Here is a 14,233-nt window from a genome sequence, read left to right as displayed (position 1 = left end):
CGGCACCCGCATCGGGGCGTCCTTCGCGGCCAGCTCGCGGACGAGCGGGTACATCATTTTGGGGAACCACCGAGCTTGAGGTTCGCCTGCGACAGATACGCCGCGGCCTTCCGCAGCACCTCGTTCTCCTGCTCGAGCAACCGGTTCCGCTTGCGCAGCTCACGGAGCTCATCGGCCTCCGACTTCGTCACGCCGGGCTTGACCCCGGCTTCGACGTCGTCTTGGCGCATCCAGTTCTGCAGGCAGGTCKCGCTGATCCCGAAGTCCGCCGCGATCTTCCGCAACGGCACCCCGGCATCCCGACCACGAGCAACGCGAACCACGTCCTCACGGAACTCGCGCGGATAGGGCTTGGGCATGATGACATCCCCCCAGCGACACCCTCAGGCACCACAGATCAGGTGTCACCTATTCGTTCAGCAGACCCGACGGCCACTCTTATGACCAGACGCCCCCCCCTGTATGGTGGGGCCCGATGTCGGCATCCGGATTCACAGGGCATCTGCCTGGTGAGCGCGCGTACCGCCGGCTGATCGCTGGACTGTTCTTCGCCGGCATTGCTACCTTCGCCCAGCTCTACTCGCCGCAGGCGGTGCTGCCGCTGATCGCCGCCGAGTTCGAGGTACCGCCCGCGACCGCGGCCCTGACGGTGTCGGCGACGACGCTCGGACTCGCCGCCACCGTGATCCCGTGGTCCGCCGTCGCCGACCGCGTGGGGCGCGTGCCCGCGATGACGGTCGGCATCCTCGCCGCGACACTGTTCGGACTGCTCGCGCCGTTCAGCCCCGACCTCGGCCTGCTGCTCGTGCTCCGTCTGCTCGAGGGCGTGGGGCTGGGCGCGGTTCCGGCGATCGCACTCGCCTATCTCAGTGAGGAGGTGGATGCCGCGCATACGGCCGCCGCCGCCGGCAGCTACATCGCGGGCACGACGATCGGCGGCCTGGCCGGGCGCATCATCGCAGGGCCGGTCGGCGACTTCGCCGGTTGGGAGATCGGCGTGCTCGCGGTCGCGATCGCCTGCGCGCTCTCGGCCGTGGCGTTCCTCCTGCTCGTGCCGAAGGCCCGCGGCTTCGTTGCCCTCCGCCACCGGCCCGATCGCGCACCGTCGCTGCTGCATCGGCTCGCGGTCAACCTGCGCTCCCGGCGACAGCTCGCGCTCTACGCCCAGGGCTTCCTGCTCATGGGCGGCTTCGTGGCGCTCTACAACTACCTCGGATTCGCGCTCGCCGAACCCCCGTACTCGCTGCCGCACTGGGCGGTGAGCCTGCTGTTCCTCGCCTACCTTGCGGGAACGGTCGCCTCGCCGGTCGCGGGAACGCTCGCCTCGCGGTTCGGCCGCTTCCCGGTGCTGCTGATGTCGATCCTGGTCATGGCAGCCGGCGCCGCCCTGACGCTCGTGCCGGTGCTCGCGCTGATCCTGACGGGGCTCCTCGTCTTCACCGCCGGCTTCTTCGCCGCGCACGCCGTCGCCTCCGGCTGGGCGCCGGTGGCGGCGCCGCCCCGTGCGCGTGCGCAGGCGTCGTCGCTGTACTACCTCGGCTACTACGGCGGCTCGAGCCTGTTCGGCTGGGTCCTCGGCTTCGCGTTCACGTCGGCCGGCTGGGACGGCGTTGCTGTCGCCGTCCTTCTCCTGATCGCGGGGGCCATGCTGCTCGGCGTCCTGTGGCTGCGTCCGCGAGGGTCATCCGCCGCCAGCTAGCAGACCGCCAGCGGCAGCATGAATCGGCCTGGGTTTCGTTCCTATCGGTTTCCCTGTCCGGCGGTCGCCGGGGAGGCTGATCCGAGGTCAGCGTAGTACGCGTCCTCGACCTCGGCCGGGGTGCGCATGCCGAGCTCGCCATGGAGGCGTTGGTGGTTCCACCACCACACCCATTCGAGCGTCGCAAGCTCGACCTGCTCGACCGTCCTCCAGGGCCCGCGCTGGCGGATCAGCTCGGTCTTGTAGAGGTTGTTGATCGCCTCGGCGAGGGCGTTGATGCTCCTATAGTTGTCAACTCGCGATTTCGCCGGTTCTGGGGTCGGTCTTGACGAGGTGGTAGACCTCGCGGATGACGTAGCGCTTGAGGCAGCGGATGATGTCGCGTTTGCTCTTGCCTTCGGCGGTGCGTCGGGCGACGTAGGCGATCGTCGGCTCGTGGAATCTCATCCTCACGATGACGGTCCGGTAGATCGCGGCATTGAGCTGGCGGTGACCGCCATGGTTGATGCGATGCTTCCCGCTGGTCATGCCCGACCCTGTGGGGATGGGGCTGATGCCGGCGAGCTTCGCGAACGCGGCTTCGCTCTTGATGCGCTCGGGGTTGTCGCCGGCGACGATGAGGATCTCCGCGGCAGTGTCGACACCGATGCCGAACTCGTCCAGCAGATGCGGCGCCCGCCGGAGAACGAGTTGCTCGATCTGCTCTTCGAGCTCGGTGATCTCCTCATTGAGCGCGATCCAGCGTTTCGCGATCGACCGGAGCGCGTGACGGTTCGCGTCCTCCGGCGTTTCGAGCCCACGGGGCCGGAGCGCGGCGCAGTGACGGGCGATCATCTTCTGCGTCTTCCGCGCCGTCTCGCGTCGGAGATCCTCGGTAGCGTGGACGAGCATCGCTTTGAGGGTGACCATCGCTCCGGTGCGATCCTTGACCGCGGTGTCGTGGGCGACTTTCAGCTGCCGGATCATCTCGACCACGCCGTCGGCGCTCTTCGGGACCGCGGTCGCGAACCCCGCGAGGACCGCCGGGCGGCGTTCTCCGCGTCGAGAGTGTCGGACTTGCCGTTCAGGCGCCGCAACCGACGATCCGGTCGCGAGACCTCGACGACCTTGTGATCGTTCCGGCGCAAGAACGAGGTCAGCGCGGCCCCGTAGGAGCCGGTGCCTTCGATGCCGAACGCGATGATCTTCCCGAACCCGCTCGCCCACTCCAGCAGTTGCTTGAAGCCAGCTGTATCGGTCGCGATCGTGAGGGTCGCGAGGATCCCGCCGATGGAGTCCATCACTGCGGCGACGTGGATGTGCTTGTGCGTGTCGACGCCGATCACGACGTGCCCGGAGCGGGCGGGCTCGACTGCGGTCATGTTTCGGTCCTCCTGCCGGTTAGCGTGGTGTCACGCTGTCGCCGGCGGGTGGACAGGACTGTCATGGGGACGCGTTGTCGAGACTGCTCCAGGCTCCTATCAGGTCACGCCCGATCCGGCGGCAGCGGTTACTGCGCGCCCGGCCGGAGGCTCGACAGATCAACGCCAAGGCACCCTGCGGGCCAATCATAAGCAAGGGTCAGAACGCTCCGGCCAGGACTTCCTCATCCTTGCGGGATGCGGCAGAAACAGACTGACAGTCGTAGCTATCGCCGACGGTGCCGATCGAGGCGATGGCGCCCACATCCGCGAGCCGTTCGGAGTAGCGCAGCGCGGTGTATTGAGCACGAGCCGGATAGCGCGCTGCTTCGTCTCCTCCGGAATCCTCTTCGGCATGATCATCATCTTCCTTCCAGACTCGAAAGGAAGCGGCATCAAACCGGGGACGGTTCAATGTGCCGTCGCCGTCTGCAGGGACTCGTCCGACGAGGCGGGGAGCTGGCGGTGCTGCTGCTCAGCCATAGATGATCTCTCCGGAGGTGGCTTTCTGGAGGATCAGATCCTCGTCTTGTGCGCGGCCGTATCCGTAGCATTCGCGGCGCATCTCGTCGTCGCAGCAGAGGTGGGCCTCGGCGATTGCGTTGAAGGCGGCGTGGATCTCGGCCGGGGAGAGGGTGTGGGTGAGGGTGACTTTGCCCATGCGGTCAACGCTCCTATCGCATAGGCCCGTAGGCGCTCGGCTGCGATCCGTCCAGGAGGCCGGAGACGCGGTCGAGCTCAATCGACATCAATGTCCGCAGTCAACCTGCGGCTGCCCGCATTCGTCTTGTATCGAACCGAAATCGAGGACGAGCGCCGGAGGCCAGGATCAAACGCCACGAACGAGGTCATCGCCCTCAGCTCGCGCGGAGTGTGACCGGTCGCCCAGCGCATTGCGCGCGTGAGCTGAGGCTGGTCGTAGTAGCCGGCGACGGCATCGGCGATCGATCCCCCTGCCGCGAGGAATTGCGCCGCCCTCTGTGCCTGCTCGATGCTCGCGAGCTTGCGGTGCGATATACCCATCGCCCGGCGACGTTCTACATCGCCCCCAACTGTCACGGCTGTGAGGTGCGCAATCAGGGGCTCGGTGTGATCGGAGGGCGGTGCGAGGCGGTCGCCCACGGTGCTCGTCGCCAGTGGTCCGACCATGTGACACTGTTCCTGGGCGACGCGCCCTCACCCCTGTTTGAGGGCGACGCGCTCAAGCCCGAAGCGCTCGGATCCAGCCCAGAGGGTGCAGCGCGTCGTCGAGGACGACAGTCACGGAGGTGCTGAGCTCGAGGACGGCCGCGGCGGCGGGTGGGCGGTGGGCTTCGTCAGGCCGATGCCCTGCTTCCATGACACGCTGCTACTCGACCTGGGCCGAGAGGTTGGTGGGCAGGCGGTGCATTACGCACAACCCAGGCGGCGCAAAGATCGTGCCGGGCAGCTACGTCGCCGCCCCGCGCTCGTAGGGATAGCGGCGCGGGTCAGGGCGCTGCGATCACCGGCGACCTCGTCGCGGAGGAACTCGATGCCGCTTCCCGGCGGCATCGCAGCCACTGAACCGTCGCCTTCAGAGTGGCACTCAGGCGGTGGCGGCCGTCTTGGTGGTGAGCTCCTCGGCGATGAGCGTCTCGACGGCGGTCGGCGAAAGGAAGTGCTGGCTCACCATGATCGCTGCACCGAGCACGCCCGCGAAGTCTCGGCTGGTGGACGGCACGATCAGCAGGTGCTCCGTGGCGAGGGGCGTCGAGCGCCGGTACACCACTTCCCGGATGCCCGCGATGAGGTCCTCGCTCGCCCGTGCGAGCAGGCCGCCGATGGTGATCACAGAGGGGTTGAGCAGGTTGACCACAGTCGCCAACACCTCACCGATCTCGCGGCCCGCCTCGCGCGTGGCCCGCACCGCTCGCGCATCCCCCTGGCTCAGCAGGGCGACCAGGTCCGCCGTCGTGTAGACCGGGACTCCGTCGGCGGCCAGGGCGGCGGCGATCGCGGGCGCGCTCGCTATCGCCTCGAGGTCCCTCTCGTCGCCCGGCGGCCGACGCGAATCCCGGCTCATCGGCACCTGCACCCGGCCGATGTCGCCCGCCGTGCCCTGTGCCCCGCGTCGGAGGGTGCCGCCACTGATGATGCCCAGGCCGATACCCGTTGAGACCTTGACGAAGAGGAGGTCGTCAACCGAGGGCCAAACACTCGCGTGCTCGCCGAGAGCGAGGACGTTGACGTCGTTGTCTACCAGGACAGTGGTTCCGAGGCGGCGACCCACAAAGTCGGGGATATCGAAGCCGTCCCACCCGGGCATAATTGGGGGCTTGACGGCGCGGCCTGTCGAGTGCTCGACCGGGCCCGGTACTCCGATCCCCACGCCGGCGAGCGGCGCATCGCGACGGTGAGACGCGGCCAGGAGGGCCTCCGCGCGGTCGCACGCCCACTCCAGCACGGGCTCGGGGCCGTCGGAGATGCGGATGTCGTCTCGCACGCTCTCCAGGACGCGGCCGTTCAGGTCCGTCAGGGCGACGACGCCGTGGGTCGCGCCGAGGTCGACGGCGACAATCAGGCGCGCACTCGGGTTGATGACGAGCCGGGCAGGCGGTCGACCGCCCGAGGAGGCGGCATCGGGCGCCGGCTGCAGAAGCCCTGAAGTCAGCAGGGCGTCCACACGCAACGCGACGGTGGAGCGAGCCAGGCCGGTCAGGGAGATGAGCTCTGCCCTCGTGCGCGCGTTCCCGTCGCGGAAGAGCTGGAAGAAGTCGCCGATGCCTGGTCCCCCCAGCCTGCCGGGCATGCCGTTCATACGGCCCAGTCAATCACACGCGCGGGGAGGGAAGTGCTCAACTCCTCCCATAAGCGGGTATAAGGAGGCATCTCATGATGCATCTTTTAACCGATGGCTTGACACAAGATGCACGAGCGATGTCAAATAACTCCCGTGACAGCGCGCGTCCACACAGCATCGACCGATCCGATCCGTACGGGGATCGTCGGGGGCGGCTTCATGGCGCGAGTTCACGCCCACGCCGCACGGGCCGCTGGAGGACAGGTCGTTGGAATCACGTCGTCCAGTCCGGGAAGCGCCAGGGCGGCGGCCGACCGGTTGGACGTCCCGGTCGCACATGACGACCTGGCCGGGCTGCTGGATCAGGGGCTCGACGTGGTGCACATCTGCACCCCCAACAGCACGCACGCGCGCTATGCCCAGGAGGTGCTCGACGCAGGTGTGAACGTCGTCTGCGAGAAGCCTCTCGCCACCGACGCGTCGTCGGCACGGCGGCTTGCCGCCACCGCGGAGGCGTCCGGCCTGGTCGCAACGGTGCCGTTCGTTTACCGCTTCCACCCCATGGCCCGGGAGGCGCGCGCGATGGTGGGCGCGGGTCGTCTCGGKGAGCTGCTGACGCTGCAGGGCGGCTACCTGCAGGACTGGCTGCTCGACGCCGGCGCCGACAATTGGCGCGTCGACGAGACCGAGGGCGGCCGCTCGCGCGCGTTCGGTGACGTCGGCTCGCACCTTTGCGACTTGATGGAGTTCGTCTCCGGGGAGCGGATCGTTGCGTTGCAGGCGCGTACCCGCATCGCGCACTCGACTCGTAGCGGTCGGGAGGTCCGCACTGAGGATCTCGCCGTCGTGATCTTCGAGACCGCCGGCGGCGGGCTCGGCACCCTCACCGTCAGTCAGGTCGCCCCTGGTCGCAAGAACCGGCTGTGGCTTGAGATCAACGGCACGCAGCGCACTCTGGCCTTCGACCAGGAGCAGCCGGAGTCGCTGTGGGTGGGCGAGCGTGAAGGCGGGCGGGTGCTGCTTCGCGACCCCGATGTTCTGTCGCCCGACGCAGCTCGGCTGGCCGTAGTACCGGCGGGCCATCCGCAGGGGTACCAGGACGCTTTCAACGGTTTCGTGGCCGACACCTACGCGGCCCTGCGCGGAGAGCAGCGGGACGGCCTGCCCACCTTCCAGGACGGGCTTCGGGCCACCGAGGTCACCGAAGCGGTCCTGCTCTCGGCGCGGACCTCGGAGTGGATACGGCTGCACACCGAAAGCCCGACGACCCGAGGGCACCCCCTCATCTGACGTCTCAACCGCGGGTTCAGGCCCAATACAAGGAGGTATTGACTCATGATCACATCACGTCGAACGAGGTGGGTGGGCGCGGCCGCGTTTCTCACCACGGGAGCAATCCTGGCCGGGTGCTCGGGGAGCTCCGCTCCCAGCGAGCCCGGCGAGAAGCCCGACACGCTGCGGATCCTCTACACAACGGCCGAGGCCAACGCGGCCGCCGTCCAGTCCCGTGTCGATGCGTTCGAGGAGGAGTTCGACATCGCGCTGGAGATCGATACGCAGCCGTACGACGCGCTCCAGCAGCGCGTCTTCTCTGAGATCGCTTCGTCGAGCTCCCACTATGACGTTTTCGTCGTGGACACTCCGTGGGCGCCCGCGATCGTCGGCAGCCTCGAGCCCCTGAGCGGCTATATCTCCAACGAGGAGATGAATGAGAACGCCGATGTCGACATCGCGGACTTCATCCCGAAGGTGTTCTTCGACACCGCCGTCTACGACCAGGCGGACCCGATCCGGCAGTTCCCCGACGCGACGAGCGCCCCGGACGTGGAGGCGATCACCTCGGAGGGCTTCGACGTCTACGGCCTGCCGATCCAGGCGAACGCGGCCGTGATGGCGTATCGGAAGGACCTGTTCGAGGCCCCCGACCAGAAGGCGGCCTTCCAGGCCGAGTATGGCCGCGAGCTGACGGTTCCCACCACCTGGGACGAGTACGCCGAAGTGGCTGAGTTCTTCACGCAGCCTGAGAACAACCTCTACGGTACGACTGTCATGGCGGGCGTGGGCGACTGGGCGACGGACGACTTCAAGACGCTGCTCGCGAGCTTCGGCGGCGACGGACACCTCGTCGCGGACGACCTATCGCTCGCGTTCGACAGCCCGGAGGGCGTCGAGGCGCTCACCTACTACCGTGGGCTCGTCGAGAGCGGCGTCGTGCCGCCCGGGAGTACGTCGGCGTCGTGGGACGAGACCGCGACCTCGTTCAACAATGGCATGACCGCGATGACGATCAACTACCACTCGCTCGAGCTGGCCGAGGCGGTCGGCGGGGAGATCGGCTACGCGCCCGTGCCCCGCGCGGAGAGCGAGGGGCCCCACTTCGGCACGTGGATGCTGAGCGTGAACCGTAACTCTGAGCACAAGGACTGGGCGTACCAGGCCGCCGCCTGGCTCACCTCGTCCGAGCAGCAGCTGGCCATGACCGAGCACGAGCTCCATCCGAGCCGTACGTCCGTGTACGAGACCGTGGCCGCGGGGGGCGGGGACAACGCGGAGTTCTACGAGACGCTCGGCCAGTCGCTCGCCGTGGGCGTCGGCCGTGCGCGCCTCACGAACTACATGGAGGTCAGCCACGCCGTCGCTGTCTCCGTCAACCGCGCCGCGTCCGGCGACGCGACGCCCGAGGCGGCCATCGCTGAAGCGGCCGACGCCGTGGCGGCCCTGCTGGAGCAGGCCGGCTACTAGGTCAACCGCTGACCACACGACCAGAGAGCAGCCCATGACAGTCACACTTCCATCGAGGGACCGCCACCCCCTCGGCGGTGCCGCCCAGGCCGTTCCCCCCACCAAGGAGGGCCGGTCCGGCGGCCGATTCCGTTCGCGCCGGCTCCCTTGGCTATACTTGTCGCCCGCCCTGGTGGTGCTCCTGGTCATGACGATCGCCCCGGCGATCTACATCCTCGTCACCAGTTTCAGCAACGCGAGTGTGCTCGGTGGGCAGGGCTCGTTCGTGGGCTTCCGCAACTACGAGGTCGCCCTCACGAGCCCTGCTACCCAGCAGTCGTTCATCGTCACCCTCACGTTCGTCGCGATCGTGGTCGTGCTCGAGCTGCTGCTCGGCCTTGCGCTGGCCGTGCCGTTGGCGCGACAGACCGCTGCGAACAAGGTGGCGGCCACTCTGATGCTACTGCCATTCGCGGTGACTCCCGCCGCGGCCGCGATGATCTTCCGCCAGTTGGTCAACCCGAACTACGGCTGGATCCCCTATTACCTGCAGTTCCTGGGCCTTCCGCCCAACATTGATCTGCTGGGCAACCCCATCACGGCCTGGGCGGTGCTGATCGTCCTCGACTTGTGGCAGTGGACGCCGTTCGTCGCCCTCATCCTGATGGCGGGGATCCAGTCGCTGCCGCTCGAGCCGCGCGAAGCAGCAATGGTCGACGGCGCCAGCGGGTGGCAGGTGTTCCGGCACATCACGCTGCCGGGCCTCATCCCGTTCCTCTCCATCGCGGTCGTCCTGCGCACGATCCAGGCCTTCAAGACCTTCGACTCGTTCAAGATCGTCACCGGCGGCGGCCCCGGCAGCTCGACCGAGATGATCAACCTCGGCATCTACCGCGTCGGACTCCAGACGTTCAATATCGGGCTCGCATCCGCGATGGGCGTGCTGCTACTGATCGTGCTGCTGGTGCTGGTTCCCATCATGCAGCGCGTCATCGGCCGCCGCGCGGACCCGGAGGAGTTGTAATTATGTCATCGACCGTCGAACCGAGGGGCACCTCGTCTGTCCTCCAGCTCGTGCTCCGTAGCTTCGTGTGGGTGTGGCTCGTGATCGGCCTCATCCCCCTGGTGTTCATGCTCGTCACTTCAGTGAAGCCTGCCGGCATTGTGAACCAGGTGCCTCCGGTGTGGATCTTTCCGGTGACGTTCGAGAACTTCGCGACAGTGCTCGCGGGCGGCAGCGGAGTTTCCCGAGGATTCGGAGCCCTCCTGCTCAACAGCGCGATAGTCAGCATCGGCGCGACCGTGCTGACCGTGCTGCTGGCCGTACCCGCCGCGTATGCCCTGTCGATGAGGAGCTTCGGCCCGCGCAAGGGGATCGCCTCGTGGATCCTGTCCACGTACATGTTCCCCCCCATCGTCGCCGTCGTGCCGATCTTCGTGTTCGCAGGAAAGCTCGGGTTGATGGACACCTACCCCGTGCTCATCGTGCCGTACGCCGCCTTCAACCTGCCCATCGCGATCTGGATCCTCCGGAGCACCATCGTGCAGATCCCCTACGAGATCCAAGAGGCGGCCATGGTCGACGGCGCCGGGCAGTGGGTAATCCTGCGCCGCGTGATCTGGCCGCTTCTGGCGCCCTCCGTCGCGACCGTAGCGGTGCTCACCATCGTGCTGACTTGGAACGAGTTCCTCTTCGCGCTCTCGCTCACGCGCAGCGCGGCGAAGACGGCGCCCGTCGGACTGCAGGAGTTCACGGGCATGTTCGGAACCGACTGGGGCAGCATCACGGCCGGCGCGACGCTCATCGTCGCCCCGATCCTGGTGCTGACCATCCTGCTCCGGCGCAGGATGATCTCCGGCCTCACCTTTGGCGCAGTCAAATGACCATCCTGGAAGGAAATCTCATGAGAGCAGTGCTGCTGCCCGGCGACAAGCGGGTCGTGGTCGAGGACGTACCCACGCCGGAGCCCCAAGGCGACGAGGTGCTCGTGCGCACACGGGCGAGCGCCATCTGCCGTAGCGATATGAGCATCTACTACGGCAACCCGATCGTCGGATCCGGTGCGACCGAGCTCATCGTGCCCGGCCACGAGGCGGCGGGAGAGGTCGTCGCCGTCGGACCGAACGTCGCCAGCACGAAAGTCGGTGATCGTGTGGCCGGGTATCTCGCGATCGCGGACCCGAACGCACCGTACTCGGCACAGGGCCTGCCGATGCTCGAGCCCGACTGGAAGTGCTTCGGGTTCGACGTGCACGGTGGCGACGCCGAGTACTTCCTGCTGCCGGAGCGCAACTGTCTACCCCTGCCCGAGACCATCTCCTTCAAGGCCGGGGCCGTCCTGACCGACATGGTGGGCACCCAGTACAGCACCCAGAAGAGGCTCGGCGTCTCCGGCCGGCACACGGTCGCCGTCGTGGGCCTCGGCCCGATGGGCGCCGCGGCCGTGCTGGTGGCGAAGGCGTTGGGCGCGCGCGTAATCGCCGTGGACGTCCTCGACTCCCGTCTGCAGCAGGCATCGGAGCTCGGTGCCGACGACATCGTGAACAGCGCCGACACCGACGCTGCCGAAGCGATCCGCGGACTCACCCGCGGGATCGGGGCCGACGTCGTCATCGAGTGCTCCGGCAACCCGCGCGGGCAGAACAGCGCGTTGGATGCCGCGGCGCGTTGCGGAGCCGTCGCGTTCGTCGGTGAGTCGCGGGCCACCGAGATCAACCCGAGCGAACAGATCATCCGCAAGCTCCTCACGGTGATCGGCGGCTGGTACTTCGGCCGGGGCGAATGGGACGAGATCGTGCGGTTCGTCGAGGATCGAGCGGTGCCCGTCGAGAAGCTCATCAGCCACGAGTTCTCGATCGAACAGGCCGAACAGGCGTTCGCCGCCTTCGACCGTCGCGAGACCGAGAAGGCCGTCTTCGTCTGGTGACCGCAAAGAAAGGCACGAGCATGTTCCGCTACACAGCAGAGATCCTCCCGTACCACGACCATCCCTTCGAGGACGCGGTCCGCGATCTCGCCGAGATCGGCTTCACCGAGATCAACCTCTGGTCCTCCGCCGCGCCGCTGGGGCACCACGTCAATCCCGGCGACGACCCGAGCGAGATCCTCCGCGTCCTGGACACGTACGGCGTGCGCCCGTGTGGTCTGACGACCTACGGCAAGACCCAGGATGAGATCCTCGAGCGGGTCGACTTCGCCGCCGACCTCGGAATCGACACGCTGATCTTCGACTGCGAGGCGAACTATCCCGAGTTCGTCTCCCGCTTCCTGCCTCCCATCGTGGAGGCGGGACGTCGTCGAGGCGTGCGGATCGCGGTGGAGAACCACCTCACCGTCCCGTTCTCGGCGGACTTCGAGCAGGGGGGCAACGAGGACCGACGCTGGGACGAGGGCGTCGACTCGCTCGCGCAGATCAAGCGGCTCGTGCGCGACATCGACGACCCGTTCCTCGGCGTCTGCGTCGCGCCCCCTCACCTGTGGGTCATGCAGGAGGCCGTGACCGAGGTCGTCACCTTCCTCGCCGAGCGCAAGCGCCTCTTCTACTACTACATCTGGGACATCGACCGGAACTACCAGCACGGCGTGGACGGCCTCAACTTCGGCCCGGGGGAGCAGCAGCTCCCGCGTCCGGACGGCACGCTCGACCACCGGGTACTGCTGCGCTCGCTCGCCGCGGTCGGTTACGAAGGCCCCGCGAGCCTGAAGTGCCACGGCACGCACGGCTGGGCGCTGGAGAAGATCGGAGCGCAGCTGCGCGCGTCGGACGCCTATATCCGGCCGATCGTCGACGAGCTGGCGCAATACTGACGAGGATCGTCCGCTCGGGCGACTCCTTTTCGAAGTGTTGGGCACCGTGAGCACAACATCGTCGAGCGCCGTGCCGCCCTGGGCGGCACGGCGCTCGAGCACGTCTCACGCCTCGCGGGGAGGGGCGCCGAGGATCCGTTCTGTGATCAGCTGTCCTACGTCGGCGTGACCCGCGCGGGTGGGGTGCACCTCGTCCTCGAGGAATCCGCGAGCGTGCGATCGTTCTTACGATCCCCACCGGGGTTCGATCTCCACTAGTGGAATGAATCGTTCCGGGTCTCGTGGAGGGTCTGATTCCCCGAGAGGATGATGACTATGCCGGCACCGAGGAAGTATCCGCCGGAGCTTCGTGAGCGTGCGATGAGGCTTGTTGCCGAGGCCAGGAAGGAAGATCCGGAGTTGTCGCTGCACGCGGCGGTGTCCCGGGTCGGGCAGCGTGTCGGGGTGAACTCCGACACGTTGCGGGGCTGGTGCAAGCAGGCCGCGATCGACGCGGGCGGACGCGCAGGGACGACCACGAGCGATGCTGCGCGGATCAAGCAGCTCGAGGCTGAGAACCGGGAGCTGAAGCGGGCCAATGAGATCCTGTTGGCGGCTTCCTCGTTCTTCGCGCGGGAGCTCGACCCGCGACTGCCGTGGTAGTTCAGTTCATCGACGAACATCGTGACCGGTTCGGGGTCGAGCCGATCTGCCGGGTGCTGACCGCGCACGGCGTCAAGATCGCCCCGTCCGGCTATTACGCGTTCAAGACCCGGCTGGCCTCCGCGCGCGCCGTCAGCGACGCGGAATTGATCGTGCAGATAGAGCGGGTGTTCTGGGATCGGAAACTCGGCCGCGGGATCAGCGGGGTCCGTAAGGTCTGGCATCTGCTGCGACGAGAAGGGATCGTCGTGGCCCGCTGCACGGTCGAGCGTCTCATGCGGCAGCAGGGGCTGCGCGGGATCCGCCGCGGCAAGCAGTTCGTCACCACTCGTCCCGACTCCTCGTCGACGCGGCCCCCAGATCACGTGCTGCGCTGCTTCCGTGCGGACCGTCCGAACGAGCTGTGGGTGATGGGCGTGATTTCGCGGTAGAACGGGGATCGGTATGGTCCGCGACCCTTAGTCGTGGGCCTTCCGACGAACTCGACGACCTGTCTGGTATGCCGCAGCAAGCTGGTCAAGAACGGCAGGCACCGTTCAGGGACGCAACGCTGGCGATGCCCTGACTGCGGCGCCTCAAGCACGCGACGCCGCCCGGATGTGTCCCGCCGGCAGACGCTGGCGAAGTTCGTCCTCTGGATCGCCGGGAAGACCACCCAAGCCGAAGCAGCCGGCGACGCGTCAGCACGCACCTTGCGTCGCAAGATCGCGTGGTGCTGGGACCTCGTCCCGCAGCTGGGCCCGGTCGAGACGGTCCATCACGCCGTCCTCGTCGACGGGATCCACATCGGCACCTGGTGCCTGCTCATCGCCCTGTCCGACACCGGACACGTGCTGGCCTGGCAATGGTGCGCCCGCGAATTGAACCGGCCTGGGTTTCGTTCCTATCGGTTTCCCTGTCCGGCGGTCGCCGGGGAGGCTGATCCGAGGTCAGCGTAGTACGCGTCCTCGACCTCGGCCGGGGTGCGCATGCCGAGCTCGCCATGGAGGCGTTGGTGGTTCCACCACCACACCCATTCGAGCGTCGCAAGCTCGACCTGCTCGACCGTCCTCCAGGGCCCGCGCTGGCGGATCAGCTCGGTCTTGTAGAGGTTGTTGATCGCCTCGGCGAGGGCATTGTCATACGAGTCCCCGACAGTGCCTGTCGACGGGGTCGCGCCAAGTTCGACGACGCGGTCGGTGTAAACCATCGACATGTAGTTC

Annotated in this window: 17 protein-coding genes, 1 pseudogene and 1 other annotated feature; of the genes and pseudogenes, 9 read left to right on the top strand and 9 right to left on the bottom strand. The window is 67.4% G+C overall.

Annotated features, from left to right (window positions below; genetic code table 11):
• Window positions 1–53 precede the first annotated feature (53 nt).
• Window positions 54–359: a transposase gene (locus tag B5M43_RS14425; protein WP_230668226.1), complete on the bottom strand. Its 306-nt coding sequence runs from the start codon at window positions 357–359 to the stop codon at window positions 54–56.
• Between the two features lie 116 nt (window positions 360–475).
• Between B5M43_RS14425 and B5M43_RS14420 the strand changes: the two genes are divergently transcribed.
• The gene (locus B5M43_RS14420) at window positions 476–1,699 is read left to right on the top strand and encodes an MFS transporter (RefSeq protein ID WP_134747354.1); all 1,224 of its coding nucleotides are present in this window, start codon (window positions 476–478) and stop codon (window positions 1,697–1,699) included.
• Between the two features lie 41 nt (window positions 1,700–1,740).
• Here B5M43_RS14420 and B5M43_RS14415 read toward each other — a convergent pair.
• From B5M43_RS14415 to B5M43_RS14385, 7 genes and pseudogenes are all read right to left on the bottom strand, one after another.
• A pseudogene (locus B5M43_RS14415) lies at window positions 1,741–2,001 on the bottom strand (integrase core domain-containing protein); the annotation flags it as partial.
• Window positions 1,991–2,533: a transposase gene (locus tag B5M43_RS14410; RefSeq protein WP_230668228.1), complete on the bottom strand. Its 543-nt coding sequence runs from the start codon at window positions 2,531–2,533 to the stop codon at window positions 1,991–1,993. The gene B5M43_RS14410 and the pseudogene B5M43_RS14415, both read right to left, overlap by 11 nt.
• Window positions 2,534–2,661: 128 nt before the next feature.
• Window positions 2,662–3,024 (bottom strand): IS110 family transposase, encoded by a 363-nt coding sequence (locus B5M43_RS14405; protein WP_230668224.1) that lies wholly within the window; start codon window positions 3,022–3,024, stop codon window positions 2,662–2,664.
• 235 nt (window positions 3,025–3,259) lie between these two features.
• Entirely contained in the window at window positions 3,260–3,514 is a 255-nt protein-coding gene (locus B5M43_RS14400; protein WP_230668231.1) for a hypothetical protein, read from the bottom strand.
• 60 nt (window positions 3,515–3,574) lie between these two features.
• The gene (locus tag B5M43_RS14395) at window positions 3,575–3,760 is read right to left on the bottom strand and encodes a hypothetical protein (RefSeq protein ID WP_134747116.1); all 186 of its coding nucleotides are present in this window, start codon (window positions 3,758–3,760) and stop codon (window positions 3,575–3,577) included.
• 77 nt (window positions 3,761–3,837) lie between these two features.
• Complete coding sequence (locus tag B5M43_RS14390) at window positions 3,838–4,221, bottom strand: AraC family transcriptional regulator (RefSeq protein WP_134747114.1); 384 nt, start codon at window positions 4,219–4,221, stop codon at window positions 3,838–3,840.
• Window positions 4,222–4,666: 445 nt separating this feature from the next.
• Complete coding sequence (locus tag B5M43_RS14385; RefSeq protein WP_055990887.1) at window positions 4,667–5,878, bottom strand: ROK family protein; 1,212 nt, start codon at window positions 5,876–5,878, stop codon at window positions 4,667–4,669.
• A 135-nt stretch (window positions 5,879–6,013) separates the two neighbouring features.
• Here B5M43_RS14385 and B5M43_RS14380 point away from each other — a divergent pair, with 135 nt between their 5' ends.
• The 8 genes from B5M43_RS14380 (at window position 6,014) to B5M43_RS14345 (ending at window position 13,462) form a co-directional block, all read left to right on the top strand.
• Window positions 6,014–7,150 (top strand): Gfo/Idh/MocA family protein, encoded by a 1,137-nt coding sequence (locus tag B5M43_RS14380; protein WP_268777927.1) that lies wholly within the window; start codon window positions 6,014–6,016, stop codon window positions 7,148–7,150.
• A 72-nt stretch (window positions 7,151–7,222) separates the two neighbouring features.
• Window positions 7,223–8,602: an ABC transporter substrate-binding protein gene (locus tag B5M43_RS14375; RefSeq protein ID WP_055990881.1), complete on the top strand. Its 1,380-nt coding sequence runs from the start codon at window positions 7,223–7,225 to the stop codon at window positions 8,600–8,602.
• 172 nt (window positions 8,603–8,774) lie between these two features.
• Window positions 8,775–9,605 (top strand): carbohydrate ABC transporter permease, encoded by an 831-nt coding sequence (locus B5M43_RS14370; protein WP_055990878.1) that lies wholly within the window; start codon window positions 8,775–8,777, stop codon window positions 9,603–9,605.
• 71 nt (window positions 9,606–9,676) lie between these two features.
• Window positions 9,677–10,465, top strand: coding sequence for a carbohydrate ABC transporter permease (locus B5M43_RS14365; RefSeq protein WP_205829552.1), 789 nt, complete (start codon window positions 9,677–9,679; stop codon window positions 10,463–10,465).
• Between the two features lie 20 nt (window positions 10,466–10,485).
• Window positions 10,486–11,508, top strand: a complete 1,023-nt coding sequence (locus B5M43_RS14360; RefSeq protein ID WP_055990871.1) for a zinc-binding dehydrogenase — start codon at window positions 10,486–10,488, stop codon at window positions 11,506–11,508.
• Window positions 11,505–12,389: a sugar phosphate isomerase/epimerase gene (locus B5M43_RS14355; protein WP_200941086.1), complete on the top strand. Its 885-nt coding sequence runs from the start codon at window positions 11,505–11,507 to the stop codon at window positions 12,387–12,389. Before B5M43_RS14360 ends, B5M43_RS14355 begins: the two co-directional genes overlap by 4 nt.
• A 315-nt stretch (window positions 12,390–12,704) precedes the next feature.
• A complete protein-coding gene (locus B5M43_RS14350; protein WP_055990865.1) occupies window positions 12,705–13,031 on the top strand; it encodes a transposase in 327 nt (108 codons plus the stop codon).
• Window positions 12,989–13,117 (top strand) — a sequence feature (AL1L pseudoknot). Its footprint overlaps the gene before it by 43 nt.
• Window positions 13,025–13,462 (top strand): IS3 family transposase, encoded by a 438-nt coding sequence (locus B5M43_RS14345; protein ID WP_134747112.1) that lies wholly within the window; start codon window positions 13,025–13,027, stop codon window positions 13,460–13,462. (Overlaps the previous feature by 93 nt.) The genes B5M43_RS14350 and B5M43_RS14345 overlap by 7 nt, the downstream gene beginning before the upstream one ends.
• 452 nt (window positions 13,463–13,914) lie before the next feature.
• Here B5M43_RS14345 and B5M43_RS14340 read toward each other — a convergent pair.
• Window positions 13,915–14,233, bottom strand: a 319-nt coding sequence (locus tag B5M43_RS14340) for an integrase core domain-containing protein (RefSeq protein WP_230668222.1), incomplete at its 5' end; no start/stop codon positions are given.

It is taken from the genome of Microbacterium sp. MEC084 (genome assembly GCF_004514465.2).
Taxonomy (GTDB): Bacteria; Actinomycetota; Actinomycetes; order Actinomycetales; family Microbacteriaceae; genus Microbacterium.
This window is presented reverse-complemented; position numbering and strand designations above follow the sequence as displayed.